Below are 16,572 nucleotides of genomic sequence, written 5' to 3' on the forward strand. Positions count from 1 at the left end.
GCCTCAGCGGGCGGAGCCGGAGAACGGCCCGGCCGTCGGCAGCCCCGCCTCGTCGAGCGGGCGCCGCCCCGTCCGGTGGTCGTGCACGGTGCTGTCGAGGACCCAGACGACCCCGGCGAGCATCAGCAGGCCCACGATGACCGCGACGTGCAGCCAGCCGGCGACGAGCAGCACGACGCCGGCACCGACGAGCAGAGCCGCGAGGCGGACGCCGGGGTGGCGACGCGGCGCCGAGGGCTGCTCGGGCTCGGCCGCGGGGGCGGCGGTGGCGATGGTGGTGTTCATGGTCCGGTCTCCGATCCGTGCTGGTGAGGCGTCGTTCCCGATGCCTCGAGCGTGGTCCGGAGCGGGCGTCGGCGCGGTCGGCCCGGTGGAGGGTGCGGGGGACGAGACCGGTGTCGGTCGATCGGGGGACGCCCCGGACACGCCGCGAGCCCGGCCACGGGCCGGGCGAGGCGGGGCGGATCGGGTGGCGATCCCCTGTCGGGTGGGTCAGCGCTCGCTGGGCAGCGTCCCCGCCATCGGGGCCGCGGGCCGGAACTGGGCGAGTCGCAGCCGGCGGCTCCCCGTCACGTGGCCGTAGGTGACGGTGCCGACGAGCAAAAGCAGCGCGCCGAGCATCAGCAGCGAGACGTCGACCGCGGTGTGGGCGCTCGACGCGAACGCGATCGCGATACCGGCTCCGAACACCAGCGCGACGGCGCGCACGGCGTTGTGGCGCAGGGTCTCCGCTTCGCGGGGCGAGCGCTCGACGGGGGCGAAGGGGTTGGTGGGGGTGAAGGGCGCGTCCATGATCCGATCTCCGATCCGTGTGGCCCGGGGCTGTTTCCCCGATGCCTCGAGGTTCGTCCCGAATCCGCCCCGGCACCGTCAGTCGGCCGGTGGGTGCGCGGGGCGACGCCCGTGTCCCCCGCTCGGCCCCCTCAGCCCTCGTCCGCCAATAGATGGTGGAAGTCCTCGTGGATCATCTGGCCCCCGGGCGCGCCTCGGGGTCGGGATCGGGCCGACAAGATCGGGCCGTCGGCGGAGCGCGGGATGCCGCAGGTGGTGAGGCGCGGCGGGACGTGCGCTGATGCGGGCTCGGACCGCGCGCCAGGGCTCCGCCGACCTCGACGTCGGGCCGGTTCGATCACGAACCCGGCATCGTCAGCAAGCGGTGGCGGCCCCGAGCCGACGGTCGAGCTCGACGGCGAGATGGTCGAGCGCCGCGGCGGCCCGCCGGGACAGGGCGTGGTGCGCCGGGTGCACGGCGACGACGTCGGCCCGCGGCGTCGGCACGTCCTCCAGGACGCGGACGAGGGCGCCGTCGCGCAGCAGCGGACCGACGTGCCAGAGCGAGCGCATGATCAGGCCGTGCCCGTCGAGGCACCAGCGGGTCGCGACGTCGCCGTCGTTGGTCACCATGGTGCCCGGCACCCGGACCGTCGTCTCGGCGCCGTCGGACCCGAAGCGCCACAGGGCGTGGTCGGTGTCGATCTCTCGGATGACGATGCAGTCGTGGTCGGCGAGGTCGGTGAGGCCGCGCGGCGCCGGACGGGTGGCGAGGTAGTGGGGCGACGCGCAGACGACGCGGCGGTTGGGCAGGAGCATCCGCGTCCGCACCGAGGTGTCGTCACGGCGCCCGACGCGGATCGCGAAGTCGAACGGGCTCCCGGCCACGTGCAGTGGCAGGTGCGAGAGCTCCAGCTCGACCGAGACGGCCGGGTGGGCCGCGGCGAACGCCCCCATGACAGGAGCGACGTGGGCGCGCCCGAGCCCCATCGTGCAGTGCACGGCGACGCTGCCGCGCAGGACGTCGCGGCGGTGCCCGACGTCCTCCTCGAGGTCGTTGATCAGCGGCAGGAGCCGGGCCGCGCCGGCGGCGTAGCGGACGCCCTCGTCGGTCAGGCTGAGCCGGCGGGTGCTGCGCCGCACCAGCTGTGCGCCGAGCCGGCGCTCCAGGTGCGCGAGCCGCTTGCTCACCGCCGACGTCGACACCCCCCAGCGCCGGGCGGCCTCGGTGAGCGTCACGGCCGTCGCGATGCCGTCGAAGAACTCGAGGTCGTCGAGGTCGGGGAGATCCACCTCGGCGTACTCCTTTCGTCTCGCGCAAAGGTGCTGGGCCGAATCTCGCCTGGAACTGCCCTTTTGTGCTACCTAGGCTACAGAGAGCAGCTCAGGCGATCTCGGAAGGAAGCGCATGACGACGCACCGCATTGCTGTGATCCCCGGCGACGGAATCGGCAAGGAGGTGGTGCCCGAGGGCGTGCGGGTGCTGCGCGCCGCGGCCGCGGCCCACGGCTTCGACGTCGAGCTCGCCGACTTCGACTTCGCGTCCGCCGACTACTACCAGCAGCACGGCACGATGCTGCCCGACGACTGGTTCGAGACCCTCCGCGGCTTCGACGCGATCTTCTTCGGCGCCGTCGGCTGGCCGGAGGTCGTCCCGGACCACGTCTCGTTGTGGGGCAGCCTGTTGCAGTTCCGCCGCCGCTTCGACCAGTACGTCAACCTGCGCCCGGTCAAGCTGCTCGACGGCGTGCGCAGCCCGCTGGCCGACCGCAAGCCGGGCGACGTCGACTTCCTCGTCGTCCGGGAGAACACCGAGGGGGAGTACTCCAGCGTCGGTGGCCGGATGTTCGAGGGCACCGACCGGGAGACCGTGCTGCAGGAGACGGTGATGACGCGCGTCGGCGTCGACCGGATCCTGCGGTACGCCTTCGATCTCGCGCGGGCCCGCCCGGAGCGCCACCTCACCTCGGCGACCAAGAGCAACGGCATCTCGATCTCCATGCCGTACTGGGACGAGCGCGTGGAGGCGATGGCCGCGGGCTACCCCGACGTGCGCGTCGACAAGTACCACATCGACATCCTGACGGCGCAGTTCGTGATGAACCCGGACCGGTTCGACGTCGTCGTCGCCAGCAACCTCTTCGGCGACATCCTCTCCGACCTCGGCCCCGCCTGTACCGGCACGATCGGCATCGCGCCCAGCGGCAACATCAACCCGGAGCGGGACTACCCCAGCCTGTTCGAGCCCGTGCACGGTTCGGCGCCCGACATCGCGGGCAAGGGGATCGCCAACCCCGTCGGCCAGATCTGGTGCGTGTCGATGATGCTCGAGCACCTCGGCGAGACCGAGGCGGCCGCGGCGGTCATGGGCGCGATCGAGAGGGTGCTCGCTCGCGGGGGCGACCTCCTGACACCCGACATGGGCGGTACCGGGACGACGAGCGGGCTGGGCGCGGCGGTCGCGGCCGAGATCGGCTGAGGAACGAGTAGGGATCGCCCCCGCGGGAACGGGGGCCCGCTCGCTGTCCCGCGGTTCGCGAAACGGGCAAAGTTCTTCTCATCGGACGGAGCGACACAAAGGTCTCTCCCCATACGAGAAGCGACGGAGCCCCCAAATGTTCAAGAGCACCTGCCCCTCCAGGTCCGGCCACGACAAGTGGAACGACGGCGGCGGCTACGGCGGCAAGAACCACGACAAGTACGACGACAAGTGGGGCGGCTACGGCGGCGGCAAGCACCACGACAAGTACGAGGACAAGTGGGGCTGCCACGACAGCAGGTCCGACCACTACGAGAACGACAAGTGGGACTGCGACTCGAAGTACGACCGCAACGACAAGTGGGACGACGACAAGTGGGGCTGCCACGACGACAAGTACTCCCACTGCAACAGCTGACCGGTCCTCTCGTGGGGGGAGGATCGATCAGGAAGCGGTTACGCGCCCGGGCGATGGGTCTCGCCCCGGGCGCGTACCCGTGTGTGGCGACCCGGGCGGCGCCTTGCGGGCCGGGACGACATAGGTAATCTCTCATTGATTACGTCGTCGGGAGCCTGTCCCTCCCGCAGCGCACGATGGGAGCCAGCCGTCCGATGATCATCGACACCTCGACGCTCGACGCCGCCTCGGCGTACAAACTGCTGATCGGGAGCATCGTCCCGCGGCCGATCGGGTGGATCAGCACGATGTCGGTCGACGGTGTCGCGAACCTCGCGCCCATCTCCTTCTTCACATGCGTCGGCCGCAAGCCGCCGATGGTGTCCATCACGATGCAGCCCCGGTCCGACGGGCAGCTGAAGGACACCTTCGTCAACGTCCGCGACACGGGTGAGTTCTGCTTCAACCTGGTCTCCCTGCCGCACGCCCACCATGCGCACCGCTCGGCCGCGGAGTTCCCCACCGAGGTAGACGAGTTCGACGTGCTCGGCCTCGGCAAGGCCCCGTCGGACGTGGTGAGGGTGCCCCGCGTCGACGGTGCCCCGATCTCGTTCGAGTGCACGCTCGAGCGCGTCATCCCCGTGGGCAACGACGACCACGTCGTCTTCGGCATCGTGCAGCGGGTCCACATCCGCGACGACCTCTACCTCGAGGGCGGCCGCGTCGACACCGCCGCCCTCGGGCCCGTCGGGCGCCTGGCAGCCGAGTACACACTGGTGGAGAACGTGTTCACCACGCCGCTCGACGACGAGATCCTTGCGGCCCGCCACCCCGCCCGGATGCACCGGCTCGACGGCCGGCCGACGGAGTTCTCGCCGATCGGCACGAAGGCCTGGTCCCCGTCCGGGTCCGTCATGGACTGACGGCGGGCCGCGGCTGTCCCCGGCGGCGGAAAAGTCGAAGAACTTCCTCGCGAGGATGTCGAGAACGCGACCTCGGCTCCGTCTCGGGTGCACGATCGGCCATCGGGGCCGGGCGAGGAAGGGAAGACATCGTGAAGTACCTGCTGCTCAAGCACTACCGAGGCGGACCGACCCCCGTCGTCGACCACCCGCCGATCGACCGGTGGGCGCCGGAGGAGGTCGACGCGCACGTGCGGTTCATGCGCGAATTCGCCGACCGCCTCGTCGAGACCGGCGAGTTCGTCGACGCGCAGGCCCTGTCGCAGGAGGGGGCGTTCGTCCGCTCCGACGGCGCGGGACGTCCCCCGGTCACCGACGGCCCGTTCGCCGAGACCAAGGACCTCGTCGCCGGGTGGATGGTCATCGACGTCGAGTCGTGGGAGCGGGCCGTCGAGCTGGCGGGGGAGCTGTCGGCCGCACCCGGGCCGCGCGGCGAGCCGATCCACGAGTGGCTCGAGGTGCGGCCGTTCCTCACCGAGGCGCCCTCGGGGAGCGAATGAACCCGGAGCTGGTCCGCGAGCTGGTGCCCGCGGTCATCGGTGTGCTCGTCCGCCGCGGAGCCGACTTCGCGGCGGCCGAGGACGCCGTGCAGGAGGCGCTCGTACGCGCGCTGGAGACCTGGCCCGACGATCCGCCTCGCGAGCCGAAGGCATGGCTGATCGCGGCCGCGTGGCGCAAGTTCCTGGACGCGACCCGGTCCGAGTCGGCACGCCGGAGCCGGGAGCTCGCCGCCGACGCCGAACCACCCGCCGCTCCGGCGCCCGCGGCCGACGACACGCTGCGGCTCTACTTCCTCTGCGCGCACCCGACGTTGTCGCCCGCGGCCGCGGTCGCGCTGACCCTCCGGGCGGTCGGCGGTCTGACGACGCGCCAGATCGCCGCGGCGCACATGGTCCCCGAGGCGACGATGGCGCAGCGGATCAGCCGCGCCAAGCGTCGGATCGAGGGGTTGCCGCTCGACGCGCCGGGCGACCTGACGACGGTGCTGCGGGTGCTCTACCTGGTGTTCAACGAGGGCTACGGCGGCGACGTCGACCTCGCGGCCGAGGCCATCCGGCTCGCCCGCCAGCTCGCGGCGCTCTCCGCCGAGCCCGAGGCGGCGGGCCTGCTCGCGCTCATGCTGCTGCACCACGCCCGGCGCGCCTCCCGCACCGCGCCCGACGGCCGGCTCGTGCCGCTGGCCGAGCAGGACCGGTCGTCGTGGGACACCCGCATGATCGAGCAGGGGGTGGCCATCCTGCAGGCCGCGCTCGCCCGCGACCGCCTCGGCGAGTACCAGGCCCAGGCCGCGATCGCCGCGCTGCACGCCGACGCGCCCACGGCGGCCGAAACCGACTGGGTGCAGATCGTCGAGTGGTACGACGAGCTGCTGGCGCTCACGGACTCGCCCGTCGTGCGGCTCAACCGGGCGGTCGCCGTCGGCGAGGCGGACGGTCCGCAGGCCGGCCTCGCCGCGTTGGCCGACCTCGACCCGGCCCTGCCGCGGCACGCCGCCGCGACCGCCTACCTGCTCGAACGGGCAGGCGACCTGCCCGGTGCCGCCGCCCGCTACGCCGAGGCCGCGCGCGTCGCGACGAGCGTTCCCGAGCGCGACCACCTGACCCGGGAGGCCGCGCGGCTGCGGCAGCTCACGAGGGCACAGAGGTGAGACGATGCGGCTGTGCTGCCACGACCGTCGACCAGCTTCGTGGGCCGGGAGGGCGAGCTGGCCCGGGCGCGGGCGCTGCTGCTCGGCACGCGGTTGCTGACGTTGACCGGACCCGGTGGCTGCGGCAAGACGAGGATGGCGATCGAGCTGGCGGGCAGGTCGCCGGAGGACTTCCCGGACGGCGTGCACTTCGTGTCACTGGCGGCGGTGCGGGACCCCGCGCTGGTGCCGGTGTCGACGGCCCGCGGCATCGGGTTGCAGGACGCCAGGGGCACGCCGCTGCTGGAGCACCTCAGCGGCTACCTGTCCGAGCGGGACGCCCTGGTGATCCTGGACAACATGGAGCAGGTGCTCGCCGCCCGCGGGTTCGTCGCCGACCTGCTCGCCGCCACCACCCGGCCGCGGATCCTCGTCACCAGCCGCTCGCCGCTGCACCTGTCGTGGGAGCAGGAGTTCCCGGTGCCCGCGCTGGGCGTCCCGCCGGGTGGCCCCGCCGCCTCGACAGCGTCGGTCGCCGGATGCGAGTCGGTGCGGCTGTTCGTCGCGCGGGCGGCCGCGTCGGCGCCCGGGTTCACCGTCACCGGTGAGAACGCGGCGGCCGTCGCCGGGATCGCCGAGCGCCTCGAGGGGCTGCCGCTGGCGATCGAGCTGGCGGCCGCACGGGTGAAGGTCCTGGAGCCGGCGGCGATCCTGGCGCGGCTGGAGGACTCCCTGGGGTTGCTGGTCGGCGGTCGCCGGGACGCCCCGGACCGGCACCGGGCGCTGCGCGCAACGATCCTCTGGAGCCACGAGCTCCTGAGCGAGGCGGCGAAGGCGCTGCTCGCCGTCTGCTCGGTCTTCCGGGGCGGCATCGACCTGGCCGTCCTCGAAGGCGTGTGCAGGGAGGCGGTCCACCTGCCCGTCCCCGTGCTGGACGCGCTGACGGAGCTCGTCGACCACAGCCTCGTCCGGGCCGATCCGGTGCTCGGTGCCGCCCCCAGGTTCGCGATGCTGGAGACCGTCCGCGAGTTCGCGGCCGAACAGCTGGTGGCGCTACCCGGCCACGAGCGGGTCCGCGCGGCGCACGCGGCGGCGTTCCGGGCGCTGGCCGAGGGACTGGCCCGCCCGCCGGCGGGCCCGGACCGGGTGGGCCTCGACCTGGTCGAGCGCGAGCACGACAACTTCCGTGCCGCGCTGGACCACTACGGCGAGACGGAGCCCGGCACGGCGCTGCGCCTCGCGAACCGGCTCACCGCCTTCTGGTCCATCCGCGGGCACTTCTCCGAGGGCAGGCGGCGGCTGGGCGAGCTGCTCGCCCGGGTCCCGGACGACGACCCCGAGCGGGTGGACGCGCTCAACGGTGCGGCGTGGCTCGCGACCGACCAGGGGGACGGGGCCGCGGCCGTCCCGTTGCTCGACGAGACCCTCGCCCGCGCCCGGGCCGCGGGGGACCGCGCGGGCGAGGCCACGGTCCTGTACTACCGGGGCCGGGCGTCGGCGATCGCCGGTGATCCCGCCGGCCGGGCCGACATCGAACGGGCGTTGGAGCTGCAGCTCGAGACGGGTGACGACGCGGGCATCGCCGCGGCCCTGTGGCTGGGCGGCGCGGTCGCCATCCTCGGGGAGGACCACCGGCTCGCCCGCGAGCGGCTGGAACGCTGCGTGGCGCTGTGCGAGGCGCGCGGCCTGCCGGCGATCGAGGCCCGGGCCCGCCAGCTGCACGCCATGGCCGATCTCGAGCTCGGCGACCTGGCGCGGGCACGGGCGGTGCTGACGAGGGCGGTGCCCGCCGTCGTCGACCTCGGGGACCGCTTCGCCATCGCCGTCGGGCTGAGCCTGCTGGCAGGACTGGCCGCCAGGACCGGACGACCCCGCGTCGCGCTGCGGCTCGCCGGTGCCGCCGCGGCCTACGAGGAGGTCAACCAGACCCACCGGCCGCAGAACGTCCGCGCGCGGCTCGACGCGTGGCTGGAGCCGGCTCGCGCGACGGTCGGTGCGGCAGCCGCGAAGCTCGTCGAGGGCGGGCGCGGGATGACCGTCGACCAGGCCGTCGCGTTGGGTCTGGCCGACGCGCCCGAGGACCCGTGGCGAGCCGGCCCGGGGGCGGGCCTCACCCGCCGCGAGCGCGAGATCGCCGCGCTGGTGGCCACCGGCATGACCAACCGGGAGATCGCGGGGCGGCTCCAGCTCTCGGTGCGCACCGTCGAGGTGCACGTCGACCACGCCCTGACCAAGGTCGGGCTCCGCACGCGCACCCAGCTCGCCGCGTGGCTGCACCAGGACGGTCTCGCCCCCGGAGATACGTAGCGACCTACGTAGTCCTTCTCACGACGTCGCCGCTCGGCCGGTCCACCGTTGCCGCCATGACGACACGCACACGTTCGGCGGACTGCCAGGTGCTGGTCATCGGCGCCGGCCCGGCCGGGCTGGCCACCGCGATCACCGCCATCCGCAACGGCGCCGGGGCGCTGGTGGTCGAGCGGCACCCGGGCACGTCCATTCATCCGCGGGCCACCGGGGTGCACCTGCGCACGATGGAGCTGCTGCGAACCTGGGGTCTGCGCCGCGAGGTCCGAGCGCTCGACGCCCGGGTCCGTCCGCTGCGGTCGGTGTCGCCGACCCTGCGCGAGGCCACCCCGGTGCCGATGGGTTACCCGACCGACCCGAGGGAGGTGCTCGCGGTCAGCCCGGTGCTGCCGGTCTGCTGCCCGCAGGACCGCCTGGAGCCGGTGCTGCTCGACCACCTGCGGGCGCTGGGCGGCGAGGTCCGGTTCGGGGTGGAGCTCGTCGACCTGGTCGACGACCGCGCCGGGGTCACCGCGACCCTGCGCGACCGGGCCACCGGAGCCGCCTCCGTCGTGCGGGCCCGGTTCGTGGTCGGGGCGGACGGCACGCGCAGCGTCGTCCGGCGGTTGTCGGGGATTCCGCTGGAGCGCCTCGGCGAAATCGGGGAGTTCGTCCTCGTGCACTTCGCCGCGAACCTCGACGACCTGCTCGGCGAGGACCGCCGCTTCGGCATGTACGTCGTCACCCATCCGGACGCCGAGGTGGTCGTCGTCCGCGCCGGCGGCGACCGGTGGTCCCTGGCCCGGCAGTGGTTCCCGGAACGCGGGGAGTCACCGGCGGACTTCACGCCGGACCGCTGCGTGGAGCTCGTCCGCACCGCCGCCGGGGACCCGGCCCTCGACGTACGAGTGCTGACGCACATGCCGTTCACGATGGTCGGTGAGCTGGCAGCCACCTTCCGCGCGGGAAACGCCTTCGTGGTCGGCGACGCGGCGCACCGGATGACGCCCGCAGGCGCGCTCGGGATGAACACGGCGATCCAGTCGGCGCACAACCTGGGCTGGAAGCTGGCCTGGGTGGCGCGGGGGTTGGCCGGAGAGGCGCTGCTGGACACCTACCACGCCGAGCGCAAGCCGGCGGGCGAGCGGAACGCGCGCCGGTCGCTGGAGATGCTTGAGGTGCCTCCGACGGACGGCGAGTGGACCGTCGACCTGGACCGCCGGTACGTCTCCGCTGTGATCGCACCGACCGGGTCGCACCTCGGCGGCGTGCTCCCCGGACGCCGGGCGCCACACGCCTGGGCGTCGGTCGCCGGCCGCCGCCGCTCACTGCTGGACCTGTTCGACGGCCGGCTCACGCTGATCGTCGGCCCCGACGCGGACGGCTGGCGGGCCGCCGCGGCGGCCTCGCCCGTGCCGGTGCAGGTCCTCGGAATCGGCCGGGAGCTGGGGTGCGACGCGCAGCGGCTGGCCCGGCGGTACGGCGTCGCCTCCGGCGGCGCGGTGCTCGTCCGCCCGGACGGCCATGTCGCCTGGACCTGCGCCAGGGCCGCGGAGCCCGTCGGCCGGCTGCTCGCCGCCGTCGACCTCGCCCTCGGGCGGGCCGGTGGTCACGCGCTCGCCGCATCCGCGTAGCCGCCCCGACCTGAGAACGGGGCACAGGTGCGGCACCGTGACGAGCCGGGACCCGGGGGCGTCCCTTCCTGGGCCCGGCGTCTCGACCCCGACCGGGTACGCCGGCTACCCCTCGCTGTACTGAGCCCGCGCCGAAACGTACTCGTCGAGTCCACGCAGGTGCGCCTGCACGGCGTCGGCGGGCAGGAACGACGACCGGAAGGAGTTCGCCGCGAGCGTCTGCAGTTCGGCGACGGTGAGGCCGAGGGTCTCGCGGACCGCGTCGAGGTTGTCCCCGACGTAGCCGCCGAAGTAGGCGGGATCGTCGGAGTGGACCGACACGTTGAGCCCCACCCGCAGCATCCGCGCGACGGGATGGTCGGCGAGCGTGTCGCAGCCGCGCAGCCGGACGGTCGAGAACGGGCAGACCGTCAGCGGCAGCCCCGTCCCGACGAGATGCGCGACGAGCGCCGGATCCTCCAGCGACCGCAGGCCGTGGTCGACCCGTTCGACGTGGAGCGTCCGGATCGCCTCCCACACGTACGCCGCCGGACCCTCCTCACCCGCATGCGCGACGACGTGCAGGCCCGCCGCGCGGGCGTCGGCGAAGACCTGCGCGAACAGGCCCGGGGGGTACCCGACCTCTGCGGAGTCGAGACCCACACCGACCAGCTTGTCGACGTGCGGCAGTGCCGCGGCGAGGGTGGCTGCGGCGTCGTCGACGGGACGGTCGCGCATCATGCAGAGGATCAGCCCGGCGGTGAGCCCGTGTCGCTCCCGCGCCGTCGACGTCGCGGCGTACAGCCCGTCGATCACCGTCTCGATCGGCAGGCCGCGGGCGACGTGGGCCTGCGGGTCGAAGAACATCTCGACGTGGCGGACGCCTTGGGCCGCAGCGCGTGCGAGGTAGGCGTCCGCGACGTCGGCGAAGTCGGCCGGCGTGCACAGCACCGCCATGACCGCGTAGTAGACGTCGAGGAACGACTGCAGGTCGGCGAAGTCGTGCGCCGCGGCCAGCTCGTCGGGTGTGGCCCAGGGCAGCCGCACACCGTTGCGCGCGGCGAGCGCGAAGGCGGTCGCCGGCTCGATCGTGCCCTCGACGTGGACGTGCAGCTCCGCCTTGGGCAGGCCCATGACGAACTCGCGCACCGTACCGCCTCTCGCGCCGGCCCCGACCGGCGCGAGAGACGCCGGTCCCGACCGGCCGAACGTACCTCCCCGTGGGCCGAGCGGCGCGCGGTTCAGGCCGGCGGCGCGGTCCCCGCGGCGACGACGGGCCGGTCCTCGCCCTTCGGGTCCCGTCGGGCGAGGGCACCGGGCCACCAGATCGGACGGCCGATGTCCAGGGCGAGCGCGGGTACCAGGACCGACCGGACGATGAGGGTGTCGACCAGGACGCCTACGGCCACGAGGAACGCGATCTGCACGAGGAAGAGGATCGGCAGCACCGCGAGCGCCGCGAACGTCGCGGCCAGGACCACCCCGGCGGAGGTGATCACCCCTCCGGTGACCTCCAGGCCGCGGACCACACCGTCGCGGGTGCCGACCTGCTCGGCCTCCTCCCGCACCCGGCTCATCAGGAAGATGTTGTAGTCCACGCCGAGTGCGACGAGGAAGACGAACGCGAACAACGGGACGCTCGGGTCGGCGCCCGGTAGGTCCAGCACGTGGTTGAACACGAGCGCACCGATCCCCAGCGTGGCCGCGAACGACAGCACCACCGAGGCGATGAGCAGCAACGGCGCGACGAGCGCGCGCAGGAGCAGGGCGAGCACGAGGAACACCACGACCAGCACCGCGGGCACCACGACGCGCAGGTCGCGCGCGGCGGTGTCCTGGCTGTCGAGCTGCGTCGCCGTCACCCCGCCGACCAGTGCGTCCGCGCCGGGCACGGTCGCCAGCGTCCGTCGCAGCTCGGTGACCGTCGCGACGGCGGCCTCGCTGTCCGCCGGTTCGGCGAGGATCGCCGACAGCTGCACCCGCCCGTCGACGACCTGCGGGGAGCCGCGGTCCACCGACACGATGCCGGGTACGGTCCGCGCCGCCGCGACGGTCCGCTCCTCGGCCGGGGCGGCGACGATGATGACCGCCGGCGACCCGGTGCCGCCGGGGAAGTGCCGGCTCAGCGCCTCCTGGCCCTGCACGGAGTCCACAGCGGCCTTGTCGACGAAGAAGTCCGACTGCGCGACCCCGGACGCCTGGAACTGCGGGACGAACGCGGCGAGCGCACCGAGGACGATCGCGGAGGCGATCCACAGCCGCCGGGGCCGCCTGCCGACGGCCGCGGCGATCCGGCTCCACAGCCCGCTGGTCGACCCCGCGGTCCCGACCTTCGGACGGAAGGGCCAGAACGCCGCGCGCCCGAACAGCAGCAGGGCGGCGGGGAGGAACGTCAGCGCGGCCAGCACCGCGGCGACGATGCCGATCGCGGCCACCGGCCCGAGACCGCGGTTGGAGTTCAGGCCCGACAGCAGCAGGCACAACAGGCCCAGGATGACCGTGCCCGCGGACGCCAGCACCGGTTCGACGGTGGCGCGGTAGGCGAGGCGCATGGCCGTCCAGGTGGACTCGGTGCGGCGCAGCTCCTCGCGGTAGCGGGCGATCAGGAGCAGGGCGTAGTCCGTGGCGGCGCCGACGATGAGGATGAACAGGATCCCCTGCGTCTGCCCCGACAACGTGATCCACCCGGCGTCGGCCATCAGGTACACCACGACGACCGCGAGGCACAGCGCGAGCCCCGCGGACAGCAGCACGAGTACCGGCAGCAGCGGGCTGCGGTAGACGATCAGCAGGATCAGCGCGACCACCCCGGCGGCGACCAGGAGCAGCAGGCCGTCGATGCCGGCGAACGCCGCGCTCAGGTCCGCGGCCAGCCCGGCCGGACCGGTGACGTGCACGGACAGGCCCGCGGGCAGGCCAGTCGCCAGGCTGTCACGCAGTTCGGGGACGAGCTCGTCGAGCTCACCGCGCTCGGCCCCCGGGTAGGCGACGACGAACTGTGCGGCCGCGCGGTCCGGCGCTGGGATCACCGGCGACACGTCCTGCACCCCCGGGGCCGCCGCGGCCGCGGCGGCGTGGCCGCGGATCGCGTCGAGGTCCTGTGCGGTCAGGCCGTCGGTGCGTTCGTAGACGACGACGGCCGGCAGCGGTTGGGCGCCGGTGAATTCCTGCTGCTCCTGCGCGGCGCGGGTGGACTCGGCGTCGGCGGGCAGGAAGGTGCTGCTGTCGTTGGTCTGGACCTCCGCCAGCCGCCCCTGGAAGGGGCCGCTGATGCCGCCGATGGCGAGCCACGCGAGCAGTAGCCCCGCCACGACCGCCCACCGGACCACCGAGGCCCGGCGGGACCCCGACCCGGACCCGGAGCTGCCTCGGTTCGCCGTCGGCGAGCCGGGCGACGGGTCCGCCGCCGGGCTCTCCCCCGGCGATGATCCGGGCGAAGGGTCCGAATTCAGGCGCATCACCCGATGTTATCGACGCTCTGTAGAAGTCGCCTGTTCAACGGGGGTGCGCACGCGAGGTGCGGCTCACACGCGAACTCGAGTACGCGGGTCATGCCCGCTCGGTGGGCGATGCGTACTCCGGGCTGGCCCCGTGCCGGGCCTCGCGGCTCGCGGATCCGCCGTACCAGTCGAGGCAGAGGACGGTGGCGTCGTCGCGCAGGGCGCCGCCGGTGATCCGCAGCACCGCCGCACCGAGCGCGTGCACGACCTCGCGCGGGTGCAGGTGGGCGGTGTCGCGCAGCGTGGCGTGGAAGTCCAGCTCCGCGGCGTGCCGTTCGAGCATCCCGTCGGTGACGAACACGATCCGGTCCCCGGGTTCGAGCGGGAGCGGCTGCACCCGGAACGGCCTACCCGGCTCGAGACCGAACGGGATGTCGACGGCCAGCTCGACCTCCTCGACCCGGCCCCCGCGCAGCCGCAGGGGTCTCGGATGGCCGGCGTTGACGATGGCGGCGGTCCTGCGGCCCAGGTCGATCCGCACGACCTGACCGGTGACGAACCAGCCGGCCGAGGAGTACGCCGCGAGATCGTCGTTCGCGCGGACGACCTGGGAGGCCAGGTCCATCCCGGCGCGCCGCGCGTTGCGCAGGGCACCGACGAGCACGGTGGCGAGCATCGCCGCCTGCACGTCGTGGCCCGCGGCGTCGGTGATCGACAGGTGCAGGGTCCCGCGGTCGAACGCGTAGTCGAAGGTGTCACCACCCACCGTGCTCGCGGGTTCGAGCCAGCCGGCGAGGGTGAACTGCCCCGCCTCGCAGGTGAAGGCGGCCGGCAGGAGCCGTCGCTGGATCTCGGCGGACAACGACACGGGCGTGGTGCGTTGGCCCCACTCGAACAGGTCGGTGTAGCGCCGGTTGACGACGATCACGTGGGCGAGGAGGTGCCCGATCCCCGCGATGTCGGCCACCTGTCGCGGCGTCGGCGGGGCAGGCAGCACGAGGTCCATCGCGCCGATGACATCTCCGCGCACCGTCACCGGAGCGGTGACGCGCGCGCCGTCGCCGACCTCGCGGACGGCGACCTGCTGGGTGCGCAGCACCCTCTCGTACACCGTCCCGGGCAGCGGCACCGACTCCGCGTTCTCGGTGTCGTGCGTGCGCTCGCCGCGGGCGGGTGTCCGTCCGAGCCGGACGAGCATCCGACCGCTGTAGTCCACGATCAGGAGTCCGACCTCGCGCGCGCCGAGCAGCGCCGCGAGCTCCTCGGCCGCGACGTCGATCGCGTCGACGGGTGCGGCCGTCTCGACGCGCTCCAGCAGCGTCTGCATGTCCGTGACCTGGACGCTCCCGTCGGGCATGGGCGTGAGCATATGAGGGCCGAGCGGCGTCGTCCGCCGTCGTGCGAACCACGATCGTGGCAGGTGGGGGACCTTGGTCCCGGAACCGCCCGACGACGGCCTCTGTGCCTGCGGGCGGGTCGCGAGGACGCTGGAAGGACAGGAGCAGGCGTCGAGGAGGAGTTGTCGAATGTCCAGCGCGCCCCGTCCCCTCCCCGTCGTCGTCGGTGTCGACGAGTCCGCGTCCGCGCGCGACGCCCTGCACTGGGCGGCCGAGCTCGCGGCGGCGATCGGGGCACCGCTCGTGCTGCTGCACGCGCAGCTCCACGGCTCGGCGGACCTGGCATCCGCGCCGCTCCCGCCCTACATCCGAGAACTGGTCGCGGACGCCGAGCGCTGCGGCGTGGCGCGGGCGTCGGTGGAGATCGTCCACGGCAACACCGTCGACCTGCTGCACACGCGCGCGCGCCACGCCCGCCTGCTCGTCGTGGGGAGCTACGGCGACGGTGCCTGGTCGGGAACGCTGGTGGGGCACATCGCGCTCGGGCTCGCGGGGCGGGTGGGCTGCCCGGTCGCCGTGGTCCGGGGCACGTCGCCGGGAGTCCCGCCCGCGCGTGGCGGCCCGGTCGTCGCGGCGCTCGAGGATCTCGGGACCGGGCCGGGCGTCCTCGACACCGCACTGCTGCTCGCCCGGGCGTCCGGGGCGTCGGTCCTCGTCGTGCACTGCGCACCCGGCCCGACGTCGTCGGGAACGAGCTCGGCGGACGACGACGCGGCTCGACGGCTCGTGGACCGTGGTGTTCAGTGGATCACCGACCAGGCCCCCGAGGTCGCGGTGGCCGGTGAGGTGGTCGAGGACGGGGCCGGGCAGGGACTGGTGGACCTCGCGACGGCGGCGCGGGTGATCGTGGTGGGGCATCATCTGCAACCGGTGTCGACGCGGTCGACGATGCGCAGGCTCGTCGAGTTCGCGCCGTGCCCGATCGTCGCCGTTCCGGCGCAGCCGGCCGTGCACGCGGCGGTCGATTCCGACCGGGCGCCGGCCGACGTGGCGTCGGCGCCGCCGACGCGGTGACCCCGTCGCCCGACCGGCGTGACCCGGCCGTCGGGTCCGCCCGGTCGCGCCGGGACAGGCGTGCCGCAGCGCAGGAGAGCACGACGCACCCCTCCGAGGTCCGCGCCGAGGACGGCGTAGAGGTCGCCGAGGACGACGACTGTGTGACCGCCGCGGTCGCGCGGCTCGCCGGTGAGTTCGCCGGCCGGGTCGACCGCGGGACGGTCCGGCGCACCGTCGTGAGCTGCCGGGCCGACCTCGACGCGGCGCCGCCGCCCGCGCTGCCCGAGCTCGTGGAACGGTTGGCCCGGCAGCGGTTGTTGCAGCTCGCGGGCCGGGCGTCCGAGTCGGGGTGACGCGGACGTGACGCGGACGAGGCGCTGTCGGCGTCGGGACGAAAGGCCCCGTCCGGCGGGCCGATGCGCCGCAGTCGGCCGGCGGGCCCGTTTGTCAGGCTCGGCGGAGACCATCCGGGAGGTAGCAATGGCCGGTTCCGAGGCGTCGCCGCACAGCGAACGATCGGTGGTGGTGGGCGTCGACGGCTCCCGCCACTGCCTCGACGCGGCCGTCTGGGCCGCGCGCGAGGCGGATCGGCGTGGCCTCCGGC

General features: G+C 73.9%; 15 protein-coding genes. 9 read left to right on the top strand and 6 right to left on the bottom strand.

What is annotated here, in order from left to right:
- Positions 1-3: 3 nt before the first annotated feature.
- The 3 genes from PSD17_RS20405 to PSD17_RS20415 all read right to left on the bottom strand — a co-directional run bounded on the left by PSD17_RS20405 (position 4) and on the right by PSD17_RS20415 (position 2,064).
- Complete coding sequence (locus PSD17_RS20405) at positions 4-285, bottom strand: hypothetical protein (protein ID WP_103383005.1); 282 nt, start codon at positions 283-285, stop codon at positions 4-6.
- Between the two features lie 207 nt (positions 286-492).
- Positions 493-792, bottom strand: a complete 300-nt coding sequence (locus PSD17_RS20410; RefSeq protein WP_013672897.1) for a hypothetical protein — start codon at positions 790-792, stop codon at positions 493-495.
- A 354-nt stretch (positions 793-1,146) separates the two neighbouring features.
- Complete coding sequence (locus PSD17_RS20415; RefSeq protein WP_013672898.1) at positions 1,147-2,064, bottom strand: LysR family transcriptional regulator; 918 nt, start codon at positions 2,062-2,064, stop codon at positions 1,147-1,149.
- Between the two features lie 115 nt (positions 2,065-2,179).
- On the opposite strand from PSD17_RS20415, the gene PSD17_RS20420 reads away from it, so the two are divergent.
- The 7 genes from PSD17_RS20420 (at position 2,180) to PSD17_RS20450 (ending at position 10,156) form a co-directional block, all read left to right on the top strand.
- Positions 2,180-3,250 (top strand): tartrate dehydrogenase, encoded by a 1,071-nt coding sequence (locus tag PSD17_RS20420; RefSeq protein ID WP_339124160.1) that lies wholly within the window; start codon positions 2,180-2,182, stop codon positions 3,248-3,250.
- Between the two features lie 136 nt (positions 3,251-3,386).
- On the top strand, positions 3,387-3,668 hold the full coding sequence (locus PSD17_RS20425) for a hypothetical protein (protein WP_013672900.1): 282 nt from the start codon (positions 3,387-3,389) through the stop codon (positions 3,666-3,668).
- 194 nt (positions 3,669-3,862) lie between these two features.
- Positions 3,863-4,570: a flavin reductase family protein gene (locus tag PSD17_RS20430; RefSeq protein ID WP_339124162.1), complete on the top strand. Its 708-nt coding sequence runs from the start codon at positions 3,863-3,865 to the stop codon at positions 4,568-4,570.
- Between the two features lie 128 nt (positions 4,571-4,698).
- Positions 4,699-5,109, top strand: coding sequence for a YciI family protein (locus PSD17_RS20435; RefSeq protein ID WP_199796637.1), 411 nt, complete (start codon positions 4,699-4,701; stop codon positions 5,107-5,109).
- Positions 5,106-6,257 carry an RNA polymerase sigma factor gene (locus PSD17_RS20440; RefSeq protein ID WP_339124163.1) on the top strand — a complete coding sequence of 384 codons (1,152 nt, stop codon included), beginning with the start codon at positions 5,106-5,108 and terminating at the stop codon, positions 6,255-6,257. Before PSD17_RS20435 ends, PSD17_RS20440 begins: the two co-directional genes overlap by 4 nt.
- 12 nt (positions 6,258-6,269) lie before the next feature.
- Complete coding sequence (locus PSD17_RS20445) at positions 6,270-8,543, top strand: ATP-binding protein (protein WP_339124164.1); 2,274 nt, start codon at positions 6,270-6,272, stop codon at positions 8,541-8,543.
- A gap of 56 nt (positions 8,544-8,599) precedes the next feature.
- Positions 8,600-10,156, top strand: coding sequence for an FAD-dependent monooxygenase (locus tag PSD17_RS20450; protein ID WP_339124166.1), 1,557 nt, complete (start codon positions 8,600-8,602; stop codon positions 10,154-10,156).
- Between the two features lie 105 nt (positions 10,157-10,261).
- Here the strand turns inward: PSD17_RS20450 and PSD17_RS20455 are convergent, their stop codons facing one another.
- From PSD17_RS20455 to PSD17_RS20465, 3 genes are all read right to left on the bottom strand, one after another.
- Entirely contained in the window at positions 10,262-11,284 is a 1,023-nt protein-coding gene (locus tag PSD17_RS20455; protein ID WP_339124168.1) for an adenosine deaminase, read from the bottom strand.
- Between the two features lie 92 nt (positions 11,285-11,376).
- Positions 11,377-13,446, bottom strand: a complete 2,070-nt coding sequence (locus PSD17_RS20460; RefSeq protein ID WP_339124169.1) for an MMPL family transporter — start codon at positions 13,444-13,446, stop codon at positions 11,377-11,379.
- A gap of 238 nt (positions 13,447-13,684) precedes the next feature.
- Positions 13,685-14,932, bottom strand: a complete 1,248-nt coding sequence (locus PSD17_RS20465; protein WP_339124171.1) for a PP2C family protein-serine/threonine phosphatase — start codon at positions 14,930-14,932, stop codon at positions 13,685-13,687.
- A gap of 169 nt (positions 14,933-15,101) precedes the next feature.
- On the opposite strand from PSD17_RS20465, the gene PSD17_RS20470 reads away from it, so the two are divergent.
- Both PSD17_RS20470 and PSD17_RS20475 read left to right on the top strand, forming a co-directional pair.
- Positions 15,102-15,986 carry a universal stress protein gene (locus PSD17_RS20470; RefSeq protein WP_339124172.1) on the top strand — a complete coding sequence of 295 codons (885 nt, stop codon included), beginning with the start codon at positions 15,102-15,104 and terminating at the stop codon, positions 15,984-15,986.
- A 143-nt stretch (positions 15,987-16,129) separates the two neighbouring features.
- Positions 16,130-16,321, top strand: coding sequence for a three-helix bundle dimerization domain-containing protein (locus PSD17_RS20475; protein WP_339124174.1), 192 nt, complete (start codon positions 16,130-16,132; stop codon positions 16,319-16,321).
- The last annotated feature ends 251 nt before the right edge of the window (positions 16,322-16,572 follow it).

The sequence above is a fragment of the Pseudonocardia sp. D17 genome (assembly GCF_036984265.1).
In the GTDB taxonomy this organism is placed as follows: domain Bacteria; phylum Actinomycetota; class Actinomycetes; order Mycobacteriales; family Pseudonocardiaceae; genus Pseudonocardia; species Pseudonocardia benzenivorans.

What these genes read in the sequence shown, in the direction of transcription:
- PSD17_RS20405 (WP_103383005.1), bottom strand. Translation starts at nt 285, where the DNA reads ATGAACACCACCATCGCCACCGCCGCCCCCGCGGCCGAGCCCGAGCAG.
- PSD17_RS20410 (WP_013672897.1), bottom strand. Translation starts at nt 792, where the DNA reads ATGGACGCGCCCTTCACCCCCACCAACCCCTTCGCCCCCGTCGAGCGC.
- PSD17_RS20420 (WP_339124160.1), top strand. Translation starts at nt 2,180, where the DNA reads ATGACGACGCACCGCATTGCTGTGATCCCCGGCGACGGAATCGGCAAG.
- PSD17_RS20425 (WP_013672900.1), top strand. Translation starts at nt 3,387, where the DNA reads ATGTTCAAGAGCACCTGCCCCTCCAGGTCCGGCCACGACAAGTGGAAC.
- PSD17_RS20430 (WP_339124162.1), top strand. Translation starts at nt 3,863, where the DNA reads ATGATCATCGACACCTCGACGCTCGACGCCGCCTCGGCGTACAAACTG.
- PSD17_RS20440 (WP_339124163.1), top strand. Translation starts at nt 5,106, where the DNA reads ATGAACCCGGAGCTGGTCCGCGAGCTGGTGCCCGCGGTCATCGGTGTG.
- PSD17_RS20450 (WP_339124166.1), top strand. Translation starts at nt 8,600, where the DNA reads ATGACGACACGCACACGTTCGGCGGACTGCCAGGTGCTGGTCATCGGC.
- PSD17_RS20465 (WP_339124171.1), bottom strand. Translation starts at nt 14,932, where the DNA reads ATGCCCGACGGGAGCGTCCAGGTCACGGACATGCAGACGCTGCTGGAG.
- PSD17_RS20470 (WP_339124172.1), top strand. Translation starts at nt 15,102, where the DNA reads ATGTCCAGCGCGCCCCGTCCCCTCCCCGTCGTCGTCGGTGTCGACGAG.